This window comes from Tardiphaga sp. vice304 (assembly GCF_007018905.1).
Classification (GTDB): Bacteria; Pseudomonadota; Alphaproteobacteria; order Rhizobiales; family Xanthobacteraceae; genus Tardiphaga.
In genome coordinates this window covers 2148524-2167321 of record NZ_CP041402.1, presented here as the reverse complement: position 1 = coordinate 2167321, position 18798 = coordinate 2148524, and the positions used below count along the sequence as shown (strand labels likewise).

Below are 18798 nucleotides of genomic sequence, written 5' to 3'. Positions count from 1 at the left end.
CGGAGGTGGTATGGGACGCGATCCATCTCGCGATGAACCGCGGCGCCTGTAGGCGCGCCACCGCGGGATTTAAGACCCCGGGACCGTGCTTCCGGGGACGTGGCACGGGCGACGATACCCGCCGGCGTTTCCGCCGTTTGCCTGTCCCGCGTCCAGCCGACAAAGTGCGGCAGACCCCCGTAGTAGGGCCGGACGGTGACCCGAGGCCTCCCGGGCGTGCTTGCGAGGCACGCATGCGGGACGCCGCATCCCGCTCCACTCCCAGAGCGCCCTCGAGAAGCGCCCCTCATGAGCGGGACAAGAGGATCATAAGCCTACATAGGACGATAGTCAATATACTTGGCGACATCGGGGGAGGCGCCCGACTGCCGCGGAATGTTTTCGAGGTCGGGGCATTGCCGGATCGCTGCGTACGTCAACTGCCCCTCGCGCGTCCCGCAGTCGCGCAGGCGGAGACTTACGTGAATTGTCCGGTAAGTTCGCAGCTTTCCCAGTCTCTCTCTGCCAGCGCGCTGTTCGAGGTGACAAAATATATCGATCCACCCGGCCCCCAATCGCCGAACTCACGGCCGTTGGTGTAGGAGCCGATCTGCAGCAGCACGCGGGCGTCCTCGGGATCGACATCGAACAACTCGAGTTCGGCGTGCTGCACCAGACGCGGCCACCCGAGCATGCTTCCGAAATCGACTGTGTATTCATATCCGTCGGGCATGCCATACGACTGCAATGCGGCATGAAATTCGCGGTAGACTTCCCGTTGACCATTGTCCTTCAACACGGAAGCGAGCGCCTCGCTCTTTGGATCCGGCATCTCCAGCGTGGGGCGAAACAGCAGTTCGGCGCGCGGAAACACCGTCAGGATTTCCAAGGGCGGGACGGCCGGCGTCCATTCGGACGTTTCGGGCCAGTGAAACACCGCGCCGCCCATCGCGAACGTGCAGCCTTGGACGGCGTCATGATCGCCGAAAAACGCGAGCACGCCGTCCGACGGCAACACATCTGCGCCTGGCAGGTGACGGACATCGGCGCAATTGATCTGGGTGATGAACAGCATCGGCTCACCTTCTTCGACCGGCCATGTCCAGCCCGGCGGCGCGTAGGGCATTCCGCCAAGTCGGGATGTAGCGCGACAATCAGGATGAGAATCCCGCGACAATCAGGATGAGAATGCGCCGCTGCTGGGGTGACGAAGGGAGGGCGTAGCCCGACCGGAGGCACCCCAGCAGCGGCGTGTCGGCCCGAAGGGGCCTCATTGGCGGTAACGGCGGCTGGTAAAGCATCGGCTTCTCCTTCGAGAGGACCAGTGCTTTGGCCGGCCGGCATGTCACCGATCAACAAATGAGGCTTTTCATGAGCTTGCGTCGCAACCATTCGCCAGCCGTCGCCGCTGCAAAGGCTGGTTTCAGCACCTCCGCCGCCTACCGATACGAGAAGGATCCCCGACTTCCGACCCAGAAGAAGGCGCGCCGCGCACGCCGTCGAGCCGATCCGTTCATCGACGTTTGGGAGAACGAAGTTCTGCCGATACTGAGGGCCGCCCCCGGATTGCGGCCGATCGCCGTGTTCGAGGAACTATGCCGGCGGCATCCGGAACTGGGTTCTGGAACGCGGCGGACGCTCGAGCGGCGCATTCGGGCATGGCGGGCGGTGAACGGGCCGGATCGGGAGGTGATCTTCCGTCAGGAACATCCGCCGGGTCGCATGGGGTTGTCGGACTTCACCGAGGTCGCCGATCTCGGCGTCACCATTGCGGGCCAGTTGCTGGACTGCCGGCTCTATCACTTCCGGCTGCCTTTCTCCGGCTTCGAACACGCCCACGTCGTGCTCGGTGGCGAAAGCTTTGTCGCGCTGGCGGAAGGCTTGCAGAACGCGCTGTGGTCGCTGGGCGGGGTTCCGGAGCAGCACCGCAGCGACAGCCTGTCGGCCGCGTTCCGCAATCTCGGAGCCGATGCCAAGGAGGATTTGACGACGCGCTATGAGGCGTTCTGCGGCCATTACGGCATGACGCCGACCCGCAACAATCCCGGCGTATCGCATGAGAACGGCTCGATCGAAAGTGCGCATGGCCATCTCAAGAGAGCGCTGGCCGATGCCCTGCTGCTGCGTGCCTCACGCGACTTCGACGATCTTGCGGCCTGGCGGGGTTTTGTCGACGAGATCGTTGGCCGCGGCAACGCGCGCAATGCCAAGCGTATCGATCAGGAGCGGACGGCGCTGAAGAAACTGCCGGTGCGCAAGACCGCCGATTATGAGGAGGTCAACGTCGACGTCACGACCTCCAGCGCCTTCACGTTGCGCAAGGTGTTTTACTCGGTCCCATCCCGCCTGATCGGTCACCGGCTGCGCGTACGTCTTTATGACGACCGGCTCGAATGCTTCCAGGGCGCCACGCACATCATCACCTTGCGACGCGGGCGAACCCAGCCCAACGGCAAACACGGCCACGTCATCGACTATCGCCATGTCATCCATTCGCTGCGCCGCAAACCGATGGCGCTGCTCAATCTGGTCTATCGCGACCAGTTGTTCCCCCGCCGCGTCTACGCCCGTGCGTTCGACGCCTTGCTCGCCGGCATTGGCGAAAGACCAGCCTGCCGTGCCATGGTCGGGCTTCTGGCGCTCGCACATGAACGGGCCTGCGAGGCGGAGCTCGGTGCCGTGCTGCAAGCCACGCTCGACGACGGCATCCTGCCGGATCTCAAGGCGCTGATCGAACGCTTCCGACCGAAGGGCATGGCACTACCGGTCGTCGTCGTCACGCTGCCCTCGCTCGCTATCTACGACCAGATTGCCGCGGCTGTGGGAGAAGCCGCATGAACGCGACCGTCAAGATCGACGCCGCCCGTGTCGAATTGCTGCTCAGCGAACTGCGTCTGCCCGGCATCAAGCTGATCTGGGCCGCCCTGGCGGAAACCGCCGATAAGGAAGGCTGGCCCGCCGCCCGCTTCCTGGCGGCCCTGGCTGAACAGGAGATGGTGGAGCGAAACCGTCGTCGCTTCGAGCGTCATCTGGATGAAGCCCGCCTGCCGCCGGGCAAGACCCTCGCTGCATTCGACTTCGATGCCGTGCCGATGATCTCAAAGGCGCAGGTGCAGGCTCTCGCCGCCGGTGACGCCTGGCTCGACAAGGGCGCCAATCTGTTGTGTTTTGGTCCCCCTGGCGGCGGCAAATCGCATCTGGCAGCGGCGCTCGGCATGGCCCTGATCGAAAACGGTTGGCGCGTGTTGTTCACCAGAACCACCGATCTCGTGCAAAAGCTCCAGATCGCGCGCCGCGATCTCACGCTTGAAGCGGCGATCGCCAAACTCGACAAATATCACCTGCTGATCCTCGACGATCTGGCCTATGTGACCAAGGATCAAGCGGAGACCAGCGTTCTGTTCGAGTTGATCAGCGCTCGCTACGAACGCCGCTCGATGCTGATCACCGCCAATCAGCCATTCGGTGAATGGGGAAAAATCTTCCCGGATCAAGCTATGACCCTCGCGGCGATCGACCGCCTCGTCCATCACGCCACGATCCTCGAAATGAATGTCGACAGCTATCGCCGGAAAGAGGCTCTCGACAAGGCTCGTGGAGCCGGACGACCGCCAACGCGCGCGACAATCAAAGCGTCATCCTGATTGTCGCTCCACGACAATCAACTCTACAGCACGCGATTATCGCTTGCGTTATCGTCAGGCCGCGACAATCATCCCCACGCCGCGACCGCTAAATTGCCATCCTGATTGTCGCGCTTCCCATCCAGATTGACGCGCTACATCGGGACCCCGCAATCGGTGCGCTGGCCTCCGCAGGCTGCGGCCACAGCCCTATGGCAGGCGTCAACAACGACAGTAACTTCTTGTGCTCCGCCGGAAACAGAGAGGATAGCCGCCGCTCCACCTCATCGCGGGGCATGCTAGGCGCAGGCGGATTTCGGGCAGCCCAGAACAGCGGATGGTCTTCAGGAATGGGCGGCTGCGGGACGGACTTGGCCAGCGGTGGGGCTGCCAGCATCCGGGCGGCATCGGCGGCCACTTTGCCACCCATCGTGCTCAGTCCCGCCAACGTCTTGCGGAACACGGTCGGATCGGCCTCCCGGAATAAAAACGCCGCAGTATATCGCACGTCGAGATCGGAATGCTCAAGGAGCGGCAGCATCAGGTTCAGCCGGCCGTCGCTGCGCGCCATCAACTCGTCGACGATCTTCATCCGCTCGCCAAAATGGCGGTTCCCCGCCCCGACGTGCTCGATGGCATCGTGCTCACGCACGTTGTCTATCCACGCCTGCACCAGTTCAGAGTCCGATCGTGTTTCCAATCCACTCATGAGAGCCCCCTAACTCCGGCAACCGGATTTTGGAACAAGTCAGGAACAAACTGCAACCTAAAATTGATAATAAAATGCGCGACGTAAGCTCATGGATTTTATGTATACTGAAATGTCTATGCATGCGGATATTTAATCGATAGAATACTTCGAATCAGGAATTCGGTATACAATCTGGATTCCTTGTAGGAGGACGCCGCGATGACCGCTCCCTTCCCGATGAACGCCTGGTACGCCGCCGCTTGGGACGTCGACATCAAGCACGCGCTGTTTCCGCGCACGATCTGCAACAAGCATGTGGTGATGTATCGCCGCGCGGACGGCGCCGTCGCGGCGCTGGAGGATGCCTGCTGGCATCGCCTCGTCCCGCTTTCCAAGGGCCGGCTCGACGGCGACACCGTCGTCTGCGGCTATCACGGCCTGAAATACAATGCGCAGGGCCGCTGCACCTTCATGCCGTCGCAGGAGACCATCAATCCCTCGGCCTGCGTGCGCGCCTATCCGGTGGTGGAAAAGCACCGCTTCGTCTGGCTGTGGATGGGCGACCCGGCGCTGGCCGACCCCGCTCTGGTGCCGGACATGCGCTGGAACGACGATCCCGAATGGGCCGGCGACGGCAAGACCATCCACGCCAGATGCGACTGGCGCCTCGTCGTCGACAATCTGATGGACCTGACCCACGAGACCTTCGTGCACGGCTCCAGCATCGGCCAGGACGACGTCGCGGAGGCGCCGTTCGATGTCACCCATGGCGACCGGACCGTCACCGTGACGCGCTGGATGAAAGGCATCGAGGCGCCGCCGTTCTGGGCAGCCCAGCTCGGCAAGTCCGGCCCGGTCGATCGCTGGCAGATCATTCATTTCCAGGCGCCGGGCACTGTGTGCATCGACGTCGGCGTGGCGCCAGCCGGCACCGGCGCGCCGGAGGGCGACCGCTCGCAGGGCGTCAACGGCTTCGTGCTCAACACCATGACGCCGGAGACCGCGACCACCTGCCACTACTTCTGGGCGTTCGTGCGCAATCACCGCATCACCGAGCAGAAGATCACCACCGAGATCCGCGAAGGCGTCTCGGCGATCTTCCGCGAGGACGAGATCATCCTGGAAGCGCAGCAACGCGCGATGGACGAAAATCCCGACCGCGTGTTCTACAACCTCAATATCGACGCCGGCGCGATGTGGACGCGAAAGGTGATCGAACGCATGGTGGCTAAAGAGACGACGCCGCAAAAGCTGCAGGCGGCGGAGTGACGCCATGAGCGAGCGCGAATCCGACCGCTCGGTGTCGCAGACCGTGCGCGCGCAGCTGGCGCTGCGCGACATGATCCTGTCCGGCCGGCTGCGCGCCACTGAGCGCATCAGCGAGTTGCAGGCGGTTGAGATCACCGGCGTGTCGCGCACGCCGGTGCGGCTGGCGCTGGTGCGGCTGGAGGACGAGGGCCTGCTGCAGGCGATCCCCTCCGGCGGCTTCATGGTGAAAGCATTTTCCGAACGCGACATTCTGGATTCGATCGAGCTGCGTGGCACGCTGGAAGGCCTCGCCGCGCGCTTTGCCGCCGAGCGCGGCGCGTCCGCCCGCAGCCTTGAGCCGCTGAAGGAATGCCTGGCCGACCTCGACCGGCTGGTGCGGCAGGATCCAATTTCGGTCGAAGCCTTTTCCGCCTACGTCACGCTGAACGCGCGCTTCCACGCGCTGCTCACCGAATTGTGCGGCAGCGCCCCGGTGATCCGGCAGATCGATCGTGCTTCGGCGATGCCGTTCGCCTCGCCCTCCGCCTTCGTGATGGCGCAGTCGGCGCTGCCCGAGGCGCACACCATCCTGCTGATCGGCCAGGAGCACCACCGCATCGTCGTCGACGCGATCGAGAACCGCGAGGGCGCGCGCGCCGAAGCGATCATGCGCGAGCACGCCCGCCTCGCGGTGCGCAATCTGCGGCTGGCGTTGCGCAACCGTAGCCATCTCGATCTGCTGCCGGCGCTGGCGCTGGTGACGTCGGCCACTACGGATTGAGGGGAGAGACCCGATGCGCTTTGCCGAACACTGGACCGGATGCCGTGTCGCTGCGACCCGCGACGTCACGCCCGGCATTCGCGAAATCACGCTGCGCCCGGATGCGCCGGTCGCTTCCTACCCGCCCGGCAGCCACATCAATGTGAGCCTGCTGATCGACGGCCAGCCGCAGACGCGGTCGTACTCGCTGGTCGGCGAGCGGCAGCCCGACAGCTTGCGCATCGCGGTGCGGCTGGCGCCGGACAGCCGCGGCGGCTCGCGGGCGATGTGGGCGTTGCAGCCGGGCGCGCGGCTGGAGATTTCCAGCCCGTCGTCGCTGTTCGACATCGACTGGACGCGCAACTATTATTGCCTGATCGCCGGCGGCATCGGCATTACGCCGATCACCGGCATTGCCGCGGTGCTGCGGCCGCGCGCCGGCATCGACATGCAATTGCATTACGCAATGACGTCGCGGAAGGACGCCGCCTATCTCGACGAATTGTCCGGCCTGCTCGGCGAGCGGCTGCACGTCCACGCCAGCGACGAGGGCCACCGTCTCGATCTCGCCGCCACCTTCGACGCCCTCCCCGCGGACGCCATCGCCATCCTGTGCGGGCCGATGCGGATGCTGGAAGCGGCGCGGCGCGCCTGGAACGACGCCGGCCGCGCGCCGGCCGACCTGCGCTACGAGACGTTCGGCTCCAGCGGGTTGTTGCCGACGGCGGAATTCCGCGTGCGGCTGAAGGGCTCCGGCGAGGAAATCGTGGTGCCGGCAAACCGCTCGATGCTGGCGGCGCTCAACGACGCAGGTTTTGAAGTGATGAGCGATTGCGAGCGCGGCGAATGCGGCGTCTGCTCCATCGACGTGCTGGCGGTCGACGGCGAGATCGACCACCGAGACGTGTTCTTCAGCGATCATCAGAAGCAGGGCAACACGAAAATCTGCCCGTGCGTGTCGCGCGCGGTGGGCACGGTGACGGTCGATACGCTGTACCGGCCGGACGCGATGTGAGCTCGCATATGTCTCACGCCAAATCCCGCCACTAATGTTTTGTCACCTCTCCCCAACGGGGAGAGGTGACAAAACATGACCGTTCCAAAATCGCAGAACCGCCTACCTCTCCCGCTCCATCTGATAGGTCAGATGCGCCTTCACGGTCGGCCATTCCGACGCGATGATGCTGTACACCACGGTGTCGCGCAGCGTGCCGTTGGGGGCGATCTGGTGGTTGCGGATGATGCCGTCATATTTCGCGCCGAGTCGCTCGATGCCGCGGCGGCTCTGGTGGTTGAAAAAATGCGTGCGGAATTCCACCGCGATGCAGTCGAGTTTCTCGAAGGCGTGCTGCAGCAGGAGCAGCTTGCACTGGGTGTTGAGCGCGGTCCGCTGCACGCGTTTGGCGTACCAGGTCGAGCCGATCTCGACGCGGCGGTTGGCGGCATCGACGTTCATGTAAGTCGTCATGCCGGCGACCTGGCCGTCGGCATCGACCACCGTGAACGGCAGCATCGCGCCCGATGCCTGCAAAGCCAGCCGCCGCTCGATCTCGGCGGGCATCTTCTCGGCGGTCGGGATCGCGGTGTACCAGATGCTGGAGAGATCGCCGATCGCCGCCATCAGGCCGTCGGTGTGGTCTTTCGAAAGCGGCTCGAGCCGGGCATGGGCCCCTTGCAGCGTTACAGGTTCAAGCCACGGCATATTTATCCCTATCGTCATTGCGAGGAGCTCTTGCGACGAAGCAATCCAGTCTTCGCCAGTGGCTCTGGATTGCCGCGTCGCTTCGCTCCTCGCAATGACAAAATTACTTGTTCAGAAAATTCAGCGGCAGGCCGCCGCGCGGCCAGTCCATCGCGATCAGTTCGCCACGGCCCGACAGCGTGATGTAGGCGGTTTTAAGCTCCGGCCCGCCGAACGCAATATTGGTGGTGACGCGGTCGCCGGTCGGCACCTGCTCGACCAGTTTTCCGTCCGGCGCGATCACCGAGATGCAGCCTGAGACCAGCGTCGCAACGCAGATGTTGCCGGAGGCTTCCACGGCGAGCGAATCGAACATCTGGTAACCGCCGAGGCCGGCGATCGGATGGCCGCGCTCGCCGCGGTAGATCACCTCCGCCGGCTTGACCTCGCCGGGCGCAGAAAGATCGTAAGCCCACAGCCGCGCGGTCGGCGTCTCCGCGATGTACATCGTCTTCTCGTCGGGCGACAGGCCGATGCCATTGGCCGGCAGCACGCCATACACCTGCTCGGAAATGCCGGTCATGCCCGGCTTGATGTAATAGGCGCCGCCGACATCCATGTCGCGGGCGCGGCGCTTTCCGAGGTCAGAGAACCACAGCCCGCCCTCGCGGTCGAACACCAGATCGTTCGGCCCGCGCAGGCCGTGCTCGCCGCATTTGTCGAACAAGGTTTCGACCGCGCCGGAATGCAGATCGACGCGCTGCAGCGAGCCGCCGATATATTCATGCGGCTCCGGCGCGCCGGGCATCAAGGTGCCGCGCGACGGATGCCAGCCGAAGCCGCCATTGTTGCAGAGATAGATCTTGCCGTCCGGCCCCATCGCCGCGCCGTTCGGCCCGCCGGGAATTTTGGCCACCACTTCCTTGCGTCCGTCCGGCCATACCCGCGTCAATTGCTGCGCGCGGATTTCCACCAGCACCACAGAGCCGTCCGGCAGCACCACGGGGCCTTCGGGGAACGCCAGATCGGTAGCGAACACGCGGATGGCGGGGTTGGACATGAAAACTCCCTTTGTTTTTTTTGTTGTCGCTTGCGACGAACTTACGCAAACATCCGCCGCGCTGCCAAGGCGTGGCCACGCATGGCACCTGCGCAATCGTCCCGGCAAGCGAGCCTGCGAGCGCAAGCCGGGACCCATACACGCTGTCGTCAAGTTGCGTGCTGTTGCCAATGCCTTTGAAAGCCACAGGCTCGGAGGTTATGGATCAGGCTCGGCGCTCGTTGGCGCTCGCCTCGCCCGGATGACATCAGTTTATTTTGCCGTCGCATCCTTAGGCGCGTCTTTCGCGGCCGGCGCCGCCGCCGGCTTCTTTTGCGCCGCCTGCAGTTCCTCGACCGTCTTCTGCAAGCCTGCCAGGGTCATTCGCAGCGCCTCGATCTGGCGCGTTGCGGCGTCGAGCTTCTGCTGCTGCTCGCGGCCCTGCTTGCCAAGACTGGTCTGCAGGAAATTCACATTGCTCTGCAGGCAGGAAGTGCGGCGCTCCATGGTCTTTTCGACGGTGCAGATCTCGATTCCCGGCACGTCCTGCGCCAGCGCCGGACCTGCCGTGAACGTCGTCAGTATCGTTGCTGCCATCATCCGGTTGAGCATCGTCGGGCCTCGCTTGTTATCGTGAATGCTCCGAAAGCCAAGCGGGCAGAACCTCCGCCTGTCAACCGTGATACAGGGAGGCGGAACGCCGCGGGCGCGGAACAACGACACGCCGCCTCCGTTGCCGTCATGGAGAATCTCGACATGGCAACGCGCGAACGACGACTGGCGGAATTCAACGGCGAGGGAAATCCGCCCCCCGATCAGGCGGTGCAGGTGCTGTGCGAAGACCACAACGGCACCTATCAGCTCCCGTTCCCCTGCACCTTCGCCGCGGGCGAGTGGCACAATGCCGAATCCGGCAGCGTGGTCGAGGCCGCGGTGGTCGGCTGGCGCTTGCCCCGCTTCGGCTGAAAACTGTCCTCAACTGCGACACCGGACGCCATCGCGTTAACCTCTGGTACGCGGCGGGAACGAAGCGGGCCCGAATCAGCGAATTCGATTCGCTCGTCAGTGCTTGTGAATGCATCTTGGGAAATGCCCGGGGGCGCGCACCAGATCCGGTGAGAAGAGGCCCAGCAAGCCAAGGCATTTCGTGTAGCAAAGGTTAACGCCGCGCGACCGGTCCCGGCTGCGCAGGCACTCAGGCGTAGAGATACCCCACCGGCTGGCCCTCGGTCCGCAGCGGACGCGTATCCCTGCGGGTGATGATCCGGCCTGCCAGCCCGTCGATCTCGTCGCGCTGGGTCGGCGTCCAGCTTCGAAGCTGCTCCAGGCCTTTCAGCAGGCCGAGCCGCAGCAACTGAGTGTTTTCGCCGAGGCCGACCAGCCGGATCGACTCCCTGCCCGCTGTCACCACGTCACCCGCCGCAAGTTCAAAATTCCTGCCCGACCGGTCGCTGAATTCCGCGGTGCCGCGGATCACGCGATAGATCACGACCTCGCCTTTCGTGAAGCTGTCAGCGTCCACGGCCGCCGCGCTGCTTTTTGGCAGCAGTGATTGGCCGCGCGGGTCGGTGGCGAGGATATGACCGGTCACCAGATGGCCGCTCGGCACATCGATGCCGATGTCGCGCACATAGGCCGGCATGGTCGATTTGATCGCGCCGTCCTTGAGCGGCCTGAACAGCGCCTCCAGCGCCAGCGGGTCCTGTAACCAGAAGCCGGCGTCCACCGGCCGATCATGCATGCCATGGGTCCAGGCCACGCGCGGCGTTTCGGCCTCGTCGATCTGGTCGGGGCCGACGATCGTCGGATTCGGGAACGTCGTGGGATCGGTGACGAAGGCTTCGAGAAACTTGCCGGAGTACCCCATCGACAGCGCGTCGGGCACCACGCTCTGCGGCGTCTTCAGGTTCTCCTCGGTCGGCAGGCCCGACCAGGTGTAGAACAGCTGGCGATGCACGATCGCGCTCTGCAGTATCACCGCGCCCGGGCCGACATAATAGATCCGGCCATCATAGTCGAAGGTGAACAGGCCGGACGTGACAAGCACCAGCTGGAAGCCACCCGGCGGCAGGTGCAGATGGAAATCGGTCGGGCCGGTATCCTCGCGGTAAATCGGCAGGTTGGTTGCCACCTCATGCAGCAGGAAGGTTTCGTTGTTGGCATGAAAGCCGGCATCGGCACGGCTATACAGCGCCTGCGGCCGGTACGTCGCCTGATAAATGGTATCCTTGTGGCGGTCGATGGCGATGAAATCCTGATGGTTGAGACGCAGCGGGTCGCCCTCCGGGTGGGTCAGTCCGGGCCGTGCGGGATCGATCGCAGCATGGATATTCATGGTGCCCTCCATCGCGGGCCGGCAATGCGGCCCGGTTGCTATCGCAATGCACCATGCGAATTCCGCGCCAGCGGGCTTCAGCAGGCTTTGATACCAGCTCGGCCTGAAAGGGCGGTGAGAGGGACGATTTTCGGCGGAATAGCCGCCAGATTAGCGCCGTTACTGGATATTAGTTGAGCATCCCTGCCCGGTCATTGAGCCGAATGGAGTTGTAGGGTGAGCAAATCGTAGCGTGCGCACCGCGCGGTCGTGGGCACGGCGCAAGCGAGCCTTTGCCCACCCTACGGCCTCAGTACTCCACTTCGAGTTCTTCAATATCCTCGTGCTCTTCCTTCGCCGCGGCAATCCACTCCTGCATTTCGGGCATCGCCAGGATCATGCTAGCATAGGCCGAAAGCTGCGGATCGAGCTTGACGTCGTAGGTCGCAAAGCGCGTGACCACCGGCGCGTACATCGCATCCGCCATGCTGCGCTCGCCGAACAGAAACGGGCCGCCGGACCGGTTCAGGCATTCGCGCCAGATCGTGCAGACGCGATCGATATCCGCCTGGGCGCGCGACCAGATCTTGAAATTTGCGAAGTAGCCCTTGATGTTGACCGGCAACGACGCGCGCAGCGTGGTGAAGCCGGAATGGATTTCGCCGGAGATCGACCGGCAATGCGCGCGCATGATGCGGTCGGCTGGCAACAGCCGCGCCTCCGGCATCACCTCGTTGAGATATTCCCCAATCGCCAGCGTGTCCCACACCACCGCACCCTCGTGGCGCAGGCACGGCACCAGGATCGACGACGACAGCAGCAGGATTTCTGCCCGCGCGGAGGCATCGTCGGGTCCGGTGATGATCTCGTCGAATTCCAGCCCGGATAATTTTGTCAACAGCCAGCCGCGCAGCGACCAGGACGAATAGTTCTTGCTGCTCAGCGTCAGTGTCGCCCGCGTCATGACCATCTCCCTGCGCCAGATGAGCGGACCGGTACTCGACGACCGGGTTGCCCGCATTTTGTTCAGCAAACCATGTGCCAGTTTGACAGATGATTTGACTCCCCGCTGGCTTCAATATTGCATATCATTATAGCAGGGAAGCGATCCGGATGATGTCAATGATGTATCAGGCCTACCAGAACCATATGGATCTGACGGCGCCATGGCGAACCGGAGCGGCGCAGGCGCTGAAATATATCAACCTGGTCCCGGCAGGCACATCGGACAAAGTGTTCGGCCGCCTCTCCGCCGCGCTGGAGCTGGTGTCGCGTACCGCCCTGACCTATGTCCGCCCGGAATTCGCGATCGGTCCGGTGCCGGTCGGCAACAGCCTCCTCGACGTCGTCGAGGAGGTGGTCTTTTCCACCGCGTTCGGCTCGCTGCTGCACTTCAAGAAAGAAGGCTCGCCACTGCAGCCGAAGCTGCTGCTGGTGGCGCCGATGTCCGGCCATTTTGCAACGCTGCTGCGCGGCACCGTGGCGACGCTGCTGCAGGACCATGACGTCTATATTACCGACTGGCACAATCCGCGCGACATCCCCCTCAGCGCCGGCAAGTTCGGGCTCGATGACTACACCGAGCACCTGATCCTCTTCATGAACGAACTCGGGCCGCGTTCGCACATGGTCGCGATCTGCCAGCCGTCGGTATCGGCGCTGGCCGCCGCAGCGATCATGTCGGAGGACGATCATCCCGCGCGGCCGGCCAGCCTGACGCTGATGGCCGGGCCAATCGACACAAGGATCGCCCCCACCAAGGTCAACGACTTCGCCAAGAGTAAGCCGCTGAAATGGTTCGAAGACAATCTGATCAACTACGTGCCCTTGCAGTGCAAGGGCGCGTTCCGAAAAGTGTATCCTGGCTTCATCCAGTTGACCGCCTTCGTCTCGATGAACCTGGAACGCCACATCAAGTCGCATGTCGACCTCGCCAACCATCTGGCCAAGGGCGAGACCGAAAAGGCCGAAATCATCAAGACGTTCTACGACGAATATTTTGCGGTGATGGACCTGACCGCGGAGTTCTACATCGAGACCATTCGCGACGTGTTCCAGGAGCATCTGCTGCCGCAGGGCAAGATGATGTACAAGGGACGTCCGGTGAATCCGGGGGCGATCCGGCGCATGGGCCTGATGACGGTCGAGGGCGAGAAGGACGACATCTGCTCGATCGGACAGACGCTGGCGGCCCAGGATCTCTGCACCGGCGTGCGCGCCTATCGCAAGGTCCACCACATGCAGGCTGGCGTCGGCCATTACGGCGTGTTCAGCGGACGCCGCTGGAACAACGAGATCTATCCGCTGCTGCGCGATTTCGTGCACGTCAACTCGTGATGCCCGGAAGTGTTAACAAGAAATTCGGAGCGCATCACCCAAACGGGTGACGCGCCGATCGCGCCTGTCGCCTACTTCCGTACCGGAGGATTGTTTTGCGGCTGCTAAGGCAGCGCGTCGATCGATCCAATTACCGCTTCGGCGGACCATGTATTGACGAAGCGCAAGACATTTGACGGGTATATTTACGTCCAGGCCGGCCTTCGGGCCGGCCATTTCCGTCGAGCCGGCCTTCGGGCCGGCCATTTGCGTCGAGCCGGACGGAACCCGCCTTCAGAGCGACGCCTGACGCTGACCCAGCAGACTGACCAGATCGACCTGACGGTCGACGCCGGTTTTCAGGAACACCGATTTGAGTTGGGTACGCACCGTATTCAGGCTGACGGAGTGCGCCTTCGAAATCGTATCGAGCGTATTGCCATCGATCAGCAGGCTGGCGATGCGGGCTTCGGCGGGGGTGAGATCGAACAAAGCCCGCAGCATTTCCGGCGCCGGGCTGCTCTGCGGCGTCAACGGCGTCAGGAACAGGATCGAGACCGCGCCGGCGAACACGTCGAGCCCACCCAGCCGCAGCGGCAGCACATGGGCGATCAGCGGCGGCGAGGCCGCCGTGCCGGCGACCGGGATCGAGCGGCCGGTGCGGGCCAGCGAACTCGGCTGTGCCAGCGCCTCCATAAACATCTGCTGGACTACCGCGGCGCTGAACTGAACCTGGTTCTGCGCACCGACGCCGACCGCAGGGGCGCTGGCCAGAAAGCCTGGATTGGCCGCGACCACCCGCCCGGCATCGGTTACTGCCGCCGCGGGCAGACCGATCATTTCCAGCGTCGCCACGGCGGTGCGCGCCCGCTCGAAGCCGAGACGGCCCGCGAGGACGGCGGCCCGCGCCAGATGTGGGCGTAGCATGTCGAGTTGATCCGCCACGGCGCGCGGCACCGGGCCGTTGGCCCATGCCTTCTCGATCGACAACACCAGCGTGTCGCCGGATGGCGCTCGTATCGAGGTACCGGCGCACCAGCCAAGTCCTCCAGGGCGGAGGATGTCGGTGTAGAAGCTCTCGTTCTCAAGCTCTTCCAGAGTAAACTTGTCGAGGTCCGTGAGGAAACGCGCTTCATTCGGCGGGATCAGGCGGTCGCTGCGCGGATTGCGGTGGGCGAACGGGCTTTTGGTCCAGCGATCGATGCGCTCGTGAATTTTGGCCGACGAAATGAAACGCGGCGCGCCCGGCGCGACCGCGAACAACATCGCGCCTTCCGCATCGGCCATCTCAGCCAGGCGATCGAACACCTGCGGCCAGTGCTCGGGCACCACACCCGCCTCGTAGATCTGATCGACAAGCGTCTCGTACTTGACGGATTCCAGCAAATTATGTCTCGATTGATGAAAGCTGCCGTTGGGTGAAACAACACGGTCTGCTTGGTTAAACCCCGTCGCTAGCAAAATATGCCGTACGCAGGTAATCACTTTGTGTGGATGAGAGCCTCCCGCCTTACGCTTGGCGCAGCCCAAATGGACTACGGCGCAGTCCTGCCCGTCGTGCACCGGCGAGCATGCGATAAGATTCGGTTGTCTGTGCAACCGGGATTTCCGGCGGCAGGATCAGCGCGGCGACGATCACCAGCACGCACAGCGCTGCGAAGCTGTGCAGCATCATCATGAAGCCGCCCTTCTCGTACAGAAACGACACCAGCCCGACCGAGGCGCCGGCTGCGGTGAAGCCGACGAAGTAGCGCACGGCATAAGCGCGCGAGCGCCATTCCTCGCTGGTGTATTTGCCGACCATCGCCTCGTTGACGGTGATCTGTCCGAACAGCCCGATGATGATGCCGATCGCCACCACGATCAGCGAGATGTTGGACAATGATGCTGCGAAGTACAAAAACGGCGCCAGCACGAAGGACAGCGGCACGCACACCGCCTTTAGCGAATAGCGGTCGATCAGCCCGCCGATATTGTATTGCGTCAACGCGCCGAACACGTAGACGCCCGCGGCGATGACTCCGAGCAGCGCCGGGCTCTGCGTCAGGTCGGACAGACGTTCGGCGAATAGTTTCGGCAGCGCGACGGTGACCGCATTGAACGTCGTGGAGATCGCGATCACGGTGATCAATAGCGCCAGAATCACCCGCCACATGTCGGACTTGGCGACGCGCGACTGCGCCGCCGCCTGCCTGAAGCCGGAGCGGTCCTCATGCGCCACGCCGCGCATGAACACCACGCCCAGCGCCAGCGTCGCCAGCCCCGGCAGGATGAACGCATAACGCCAGCCGAGGAACTGCCCGACCACGCCGGTGATCAGCGCCGACGACGCCACGCCGAAATTGCCCCACACGCCGTTGATGCCCATCTCGCGGCCGATCCTGTCGGCATAGGACACGATCATCGCGGTGCCGACCGGATGATAGATCGAGGCGAAGGCGCCGATCGAGAACAAGGCCGCCCCAAGTTGCAGCGGGGTCTGCACCAGGCCCACGGCGATCATCGAGGCGCCGATGCCGAAGAAATAGATCACCATCATGTGGCGCCGGCTCCAGCGGTCTCCCAGCCAGCCGGTCACCAGCGAGCCCGCGCCGAACGCGACAAAGCCCGGCGTCGCATAGGGCAGCAGTTCGGCGTAGGTCATGTTCATCGTCGGCCCCATCACGATGACGGCCGCGGCGAAAATCAGCATCGCGTAATGATCGATGAAATGCGCGACATTGACGAGGGTGATGACACGGGCGGGGACGTTCATGAAGCGATTCCTGCAGAGCTTGGAAATTCGTTATAAGAAGTTATGCTGTCGGGATGTCGCCAATGATTATCGGCAAAGCGCCAATCCGTCCGTTGTCCGACCGCCGCCAGACGACGGGGGGCGGCGTTCATTTCATGGCGACCCGCTACGAAAAGGGCACCCGGATCGAGCCGCACGCGCATCGCGAGTCGCAATTGATATTTGCCACCAAAGGCACCATGCAGGTCACGACCCCGAAGGGCCGCTGGCTGGTGCCGCCGGATCGCGCAGTCTGGATGCCCGCCGCACTGCCGCACGCGATCGATGTGCTCGCCGACATCGAGATGCGCTCGCTGTATTTCGACGTCGGCTGGATGAAGCGGGACGACGCCCACCGCGCCAATCTCAGCGTCGAATTCGTCGTCCGCGTCTCGCAACTGCTGCATCAGGCCATCCTCGCGCTGTTCGACGGACGCAACGACGCCGGCCGCAACGAGTTGCTGGTCCGGCTGGCGTTGCTGGAATTGCACGAGGCGGAAGATCCGACGACGTTCATCCCGCTGCCGCACGAGCCGCGCTGCCGCCGCGCCGCCGATATCGTGCTGGCCGATCCCACCGCATCGCATGAAATCGAGGCGCTGGCGCGCTCGGTCGGCACCTCGGCGCGGACGCTGTCACGACTGTTCCTGACAGAAACCCAATTGAGCTTCCGGAGCTGGTGCCAGCGCGCCCGGATGGCGGCGGCGATCGAACGGCTATCGATGGACCGCAAGGCGCCGGTGAAACAACTCGCGGCCGATCTCGGCTACGCCAGCTTTTCAGCTTTCTCGCACGCCTTCCGGCAAGTCACCGGGAAGACCCCGACGGAATTTGCAGAAAAGGCGTGAGGCAGCAGGGGCTGCGGTGCCCCAATCCTGAGATCACGTCACGGTGAACGAGCGGGATTTTTCGCGAGAACGATCGAACGCCGCGTAACGCGGCTGTTTTCCGCCCCGTATGCCTATGGACGACGTTGATCGTCTAACCTGTTTCAGAGGGATCGCACCAATGACCACAAATTCACGTATCGCCGCTTCGCTGTCGGCCGCCTTGCTCGCGTTCGGCGTCGCCGCAGGGGCTGCCCATGCGCAGGACAAGATGGGCAAGGACAGCATGTCCAAGGACTCCATGAGCAAAGATGCCATGAGCAAGGACACGATGAGCAAGGATGGCATGAAGAAAGACGGCATGATGGACAAGGACGGCATGAAGAAGGACGGCATGGCCAAGGACGGGATGAAGAAGTAACGCTCTCCGAAGTCCACGATCGCGACAGGGCCCGCAAGGCTTGTTCATCGTGATGAACAGGCCTTGCGGAGCTTTGATCGCACGACAACAGACGAGCGGCGGCGCACGATCAATCTACAACGCCTACGGCAGCACCACGCGGAGACTCGAATTGCACAGACCCTTGGCGGCTGCCTCGTTTGTCGCGGCCTCGTTACTGCTCGGTGCTCCTTCGGCAGCGGCCGAGTGGCGCGTGGAGGTGCTGGACGCACCCGGCCGGGTCGATTCGATCGAGGCCCACTCCGCCGCCGTGCGGATCGCCATCGGCAAGCTCTGCTATCAAACCATCGAGACGAAACTGGTCGCGGCAGCCTGCCCGAAACCTGCTGCGCCGCCAGCAGGCGCCCTGGCCGACGGACGGGTGGCCGAAAGCACGGGCGCCGTCGCTCGCGCCTGGCTGGCCGCGCCGACCAGTCGCTACGATCACGGCGTCCTCGGCGATGCCGTTGAAGCCGGCCGCCTGACGATCGTTCGGCGCGACGGCCAAAGCGGATCGGTGACGCTGGGAAACGACGCCGTGTTCGAGGATCTGTGGCCGCGGATCGTGACCATCGACGGGCAGCCGAGAATCGTCGTCGTGAAGTCCTATCTCGCGCGCGGTTCGGCGCTGGCCGTGATCGACCCCGCGACGATGGCGATCGTCGCCGAAACGCCCCCGATCGGGCGTCCTCATGCCTGGCTCAATCCGGCGGGCGTCGCCGATTTCGATGGTGATGGCAAGACCGATATCGCCGTGGTGCGGCAGCCCCACGTCGTCGGGCGGCTCGAACTGTGGTCCTTCAACGACGGCCGGCTGGTGAAGACCGCCGAGGTGCCCGACGTGGCCAATCATTTCATCGGATCGCGCGCGCTGGGCCTGCAATGGGTAGCGGATTTCGACGGCGACGGTCATCCGGATCTGGCGATCCCGAGCCTCGACCGTGCCTCGTTGCGCCTGATTTCGTTCACACCGGAAATTCACGATATCGCGCGGATCGCGCTGCCATCGCGCGTCGCAACCAACATCGGCGCCGTCACCGTCGCCGGACGGCTTGCTCTCATTGCTGGCGGCGCAGACGGCCGCCTCATGCTGTTTCAGTCACGCTGA

19 protein-coding genes are annotated in these 18798 nt (G+C 63.7%); 10 read left to right on the top strand and 9 right to left on the bottom strand.

Annotation, left to right across the window (positions count from 1 at the left end; genetic code table 11):
• Positions 1–457: 457 nt before the first annotated feature.
• Positions 458–1156, bottom strand: coding sequence for a DUF1963 domain-containing protein (locus FNL56_RS10275; protein ID WP_256365967.1), 699 nt, complete (start codon positions 1154–1156; stop codon positions 458–460).
• 152 nt (positions 1157–1308) lie between these two features.
• On the opposite strand from FNL56_RS10275, the gene istA reads away from it, so the two are divergent.
• Positions 1309–2817: an IS21 family transposase gene (gene istA / locus FNL56_RS10270; protein WP_143581760.1), complete on the top strand. Its 1509-nt coding sequence runs from the start codon at positions 1309–1311 to the stop codon at positions 2815–2817.
• The gene (istB, locus tag FNL56_RS10265; protein WP_143581761.1) at positions 2814–3623 is read left to right on the top strand and encodes an IS21-like element helper ATPase IstB; all 810 of its coding nucleotides are present in this window, start codon (positions 2814–2816) and stop codon (positions 3621–3623) included. Before istA ends, istB begins: the two co-directional genes overlap by 4 nt.
• Before the next feature lie 88 nt (positions 3624–3711).
• On the opposite strand, the gene FNL56_RS10260 is transcribed toward istB, so the two are convergent.
• Positions 3712–4311, bottom strand: coding sequence for a DUF2019 domain-containing protein (locus tag FNL56_RS10260; protein ID WP_143581981.1), 600 nt, complete (start codon positions 4309–4311; stop codon positions 3712–3714).
• Positions 4312–4512: 201 nt separating this feature from the next.
• On the opposite strand from FNL56_RS10260, the gene FNL56_RS10255 reads away from it, so the two are divergent.
• Genes FNL56_RS10255 through FNL56_RS10245 form a run of 3 tightly spaced genes read left to right on the top strand, consistent with a single transcriptional unit; the run spans position 4513 to position 7316 of the window.
• Positions 4513–5562: an aromatic ring-hydroxylating dioxygenase subunit alpha gene (locus FNL56_RS10255; RefSeq protein WP_143572611.1), complete on the top strand. Its 1050-nt coding sequence runs from the start codon at positions 4513–4515 to the stop codon at positions 5560–5562.
• Positions 5563–5566: 4 nt separating this feature from the next.
• Positions 5567–6322, top strand: coding sequence for a GntR family transcriptional regulator (locus tag FNL56_RS10250; protein WP_143572610.1), 756 nt, complete (start codon positions 5567–5569; stop codon positions 6320–6322).
• Positions 6323–6335: 13 nt separating this feature from the next.
• Positions 6336–7316: a PDR/VanB family oxidoreductase gene (locus FNL56_RS10245; RefSeq protein ID WP_143581980.1), complete on the top strand. Its 981-nt coding sequence runs from the start codon at positions 6336–6338 to the stop codon at positions 7314–7316.
• A gap of 102 nt (positions 7317–7418) precedes the next feature.
• Here FNL56_RS10245 and FNL56_RS10240 read toward each other — a convergent pair whose 3' ends face one another.
• From FNL56_RS10240 to FNL56_RS10230, 3 genes are all read right to left on the bottom strand, one after another.
• Positions 7419–8003, bottom strand: coding sequence for a GNAT family N-acetyltransferase (locus tag FNL56_RS10240; RefSeq protein ID WP_143572608.1), 585 nt, complete (start codon positions 8001–8003; stop codon positions 7419–7421).
• Between the two features lie 103 nt (positions 8004–8106).
• Positions 8107–9042 (bottom strand): SMP-30/gluconolactonase/LRE family protein, encoded by a 936-nt coding sequence (locus FNL56_RS10235; protein ID WP_143577797.1) that lies wholly within the window; start codon positions 9040–9042, stop codon positions 8107–8109.
• Positions 9043–9294: 252 nt separating this feature from the next.
• The gene (locus FNL56_RS10230; protein WP_143572606.1) at positions 9295–9633 is read right to left on the bottom strand and encodes a hypothetical protein; all 339 of its coding nucleotides are present in this window, start codon (positions 9631–9633) and stop codon (positions 9295–9297) included.
• Between the two features lie 144 nt (positions 9634–9777).
• Here FNL56_RS10230 and FNL56_RS10225 point away from each other — a divergent pair, with 144 nt between their 5' ends.
• Positions 9778–9987, top strand: a complete 210-nt coding sequence (locus tag FNL56_RS10225; protein WP_143572605.1) for a hypothetical protein — start codon at positions 9778–9780, stop codon at positions 9985–9987.
• 229 nt (positions 9988–10216) lie between these two features.
• On the opposite strand, the gene FNL56_RS10220 is transcribed toward FNL56_RS10225, so the two are convergent.
• Together FNL56_RS10220 and FNL56_RS10215 are read right to left on the bottom strand one after the other, a co-directional pair.
• On the bottom strand, positions 10217–11356 hold the full coding sequence (locus FNL56_RS10220) for a hypothetical protein (protein WP_143577796.1): 1140 nt from the start codon (positions 11354–11356) through the stop codon (positions 10217–10219).
• Positions 11357–11645: 289 nt separating this feature from the next.
• Positions 11646–12299: a glutathione S-transferase family protein gene (locus FNL56_RS10215; protein WP_143572603.1), complete on the bottom strand. Its 654-nt coding sequence runs from the start codon at positions 12297–12299 to the stop codon at positions 11646–11648.
• A 149-nt stretch (positions 12300–12448) separates the two neighbouring features.
• On the opposite strand from FNL56_RS10215, the gene FNL56_RS10210 reads away from it, so the two are divergent.
• Entirely contained in the window at positions 12449–13672 is a 1224-nt protein-coding gene (locus tag FNL56_RS10210) for a polyhydroxyalkanoate depolymerase (protein ID WP_143572602.1), read from the top strand.
• A 273-nt stretch (positions 13673–13945) separates the two neighbouring features.
• On the opposite strand, the gene FNL56_RS10205 is transcribed toward FNL56_RS10210, so the two are convergent.
• Together FNL56_RS10205 and FNL56_RS10200 are read right to left on the bottom strand one after the other, a co-directional pair.
• Positions 13946–15037 (bottom strand): helix-turn-helix transcriptional regulator, encoded by a 1092-nt coding sequence (locus FNL56_RS10205; RefSeq protein ID WP_143572601.1) that lies wholly within the window; start codon positions 15035–15037, stop codon positions 13946–13948.
• A gap of 124 nt (positions 15038–15161) precedes the next feature.
• Complete coding sequence (locus tag FNL56_RS10200; protein WP_143581979.1) at positions 15162–16406, bottom strand: MFS transporter; 1245 nt, start codon at positions 16404–16406, stop codon at positions 15162–15164.
• 62 nt (positions 16407–16468) lie between these two features.
• Here FNL56_RS10200 and FNL56_RS10195 point away from each other — a divergent pair, with 62 nt between their 5' ends.
• The 3 genes from FNL56_RS10195 (at position 16469) to FNL56_RS10185 (ending at position 18798) form a co-directional block, all read left to right on the top strand.
• Entirely contained in the window at positions 16469–17272 is an 804-nt protein-coding gene (locus FNL56_RS10195) for an AraC family transcriptional regulator (RefSeq protein ID WP_246660926.1), read from the top strand.
• A 160-nt stretch (positions 17273–17432) separates the two neighbouring features.
• Entirely contained in the window at positions 17433–17672 is a 240-nt protein-coding gene (locus tag FNL56_RS10190; protein ID WP_143572598.1) for a pentapeptide MXKDX repeat protein, read from the top strand.
• A gap of 232 nt (positions 17673–17904) precedes the next feature.
• Positions 17905–18798: an FG-GAP repeat domain-containing protein gene (locus FNL56_RS10185; RefSeq protein ID WP_168202898.1), complete on the top strand. Its 894-nt coding sequence runs from the start codon at positions 17905–17907 to the stop codon at positions 18796–18798.

Excerpts from the sequence above, each read along its gene's own strand:
- FNL56_RS10215 (WP_143572603.1), bottom strand. The coding sequence starts at position 12,299 with ATGACGCGGGCGACACTGACGCTGAGCAGCAAGAACTATTCGTCCTGG.
- FNL56_RS10200 (WP_143581979.1), bottom strand. The coding sequence starts at position 16,406 with ATGAACGTCCCCGCCCGTGTCATCACCCTCGTCAATGTCGCGCATTTC.
- FNL56_RS10240 (WP_143572608.1), bottom strand. The coding sequence starts at position 8,003 with ATGCCGTGGCTTGAACCTGTAACGCTGCAAGGGGCCCATGCCCGGCTC.
- FNL56_RS10260 (WP_143581981.1), bottom strand. The coding sequence starts at position 4,311 with ATGAGTGGATTGGAAACACGATCGGACTCTGAACTGGTGCAGGCGTGG.
- FNL56_RS10190 (WP_143572598.1), top strand. The coding sequence starts at position 17,433 with ATGACCACAAATTCACGTATCGCCGCTTCGCTGTCGGCCGCCTTGCTC.
- FNL56_RS10235 (WP_143577797.1), bottom strand. The coding sequence starts at position 9,042 with ATGTCCAACCCCGCCATCCGCGTGTTCGCTACCGATCTGGCGTTCCCC.
- FNL56_RS10255 (WP_143572611.1), top strand. The coding sequence starts at position 4,513 with ATGACCGCTCCCTTCCCGATGAACGCCTGGTACGCCGCCGCTTGGGAC.
- FNL56_RS10245 (WP_143581980.1), top strand. The coding sequence starts at position 6,336 with ATGCGCTTTGCCGAACACTGGACCGGATGCCGTGTCGCTGCGACCCGC.
- FNL56_RS10250 (WP_143572610.1), top strand. The coding sequence starts at position 5,567 with ATGAGCGAGCGCGAATCCGACCGCTCGGTGTCGCAGACCGTGCGCGCG.
- FNL56_RS10210 (WP_143572602.1), top strand. The coding sequence starts at position 12,449 with ATGATGTCAATGATGTATCAGGCCTACCAGAACCATATGGATCTGACG.
- FNL56_RS10220 (WP_143577796.1), bottom strand. The coding sequence starts at position 11,356 with ATGAATATCCATGCTGCGATCGATCCCGCACGGCCCGGACTGACCCAC.
- istB (WP_143581761.1), top strand. The coding sequence starts at position 2,814 with ATGAACGCGACCGTCAAGATCGACGCCGCCCGTGTCGAATTGCTGCTC.
- FNL56_RS10225 (WP_143572605.1), top strand. The coding sequence starts at position 9,778 with ATGGCAACGCGCGAACGACGACTGGCGGAATTCAACGGCGAGGGAAAT.
- FNL56_RS10230 (WP_143572606.1), bottom strand. The coding sequence starts at position 9,633 with ATGCTCAACCGGATGATGGCAGCAACGATACTGACGACGTTCACGGCA.
- FNL56_RS10195 (WP_246660926.1), top strand. The coding sequence starts at position 16,469 with ATGATTATCGGCAAAGCGCCAATCCGTCCGTTGTCCGACCGCCGCCAG.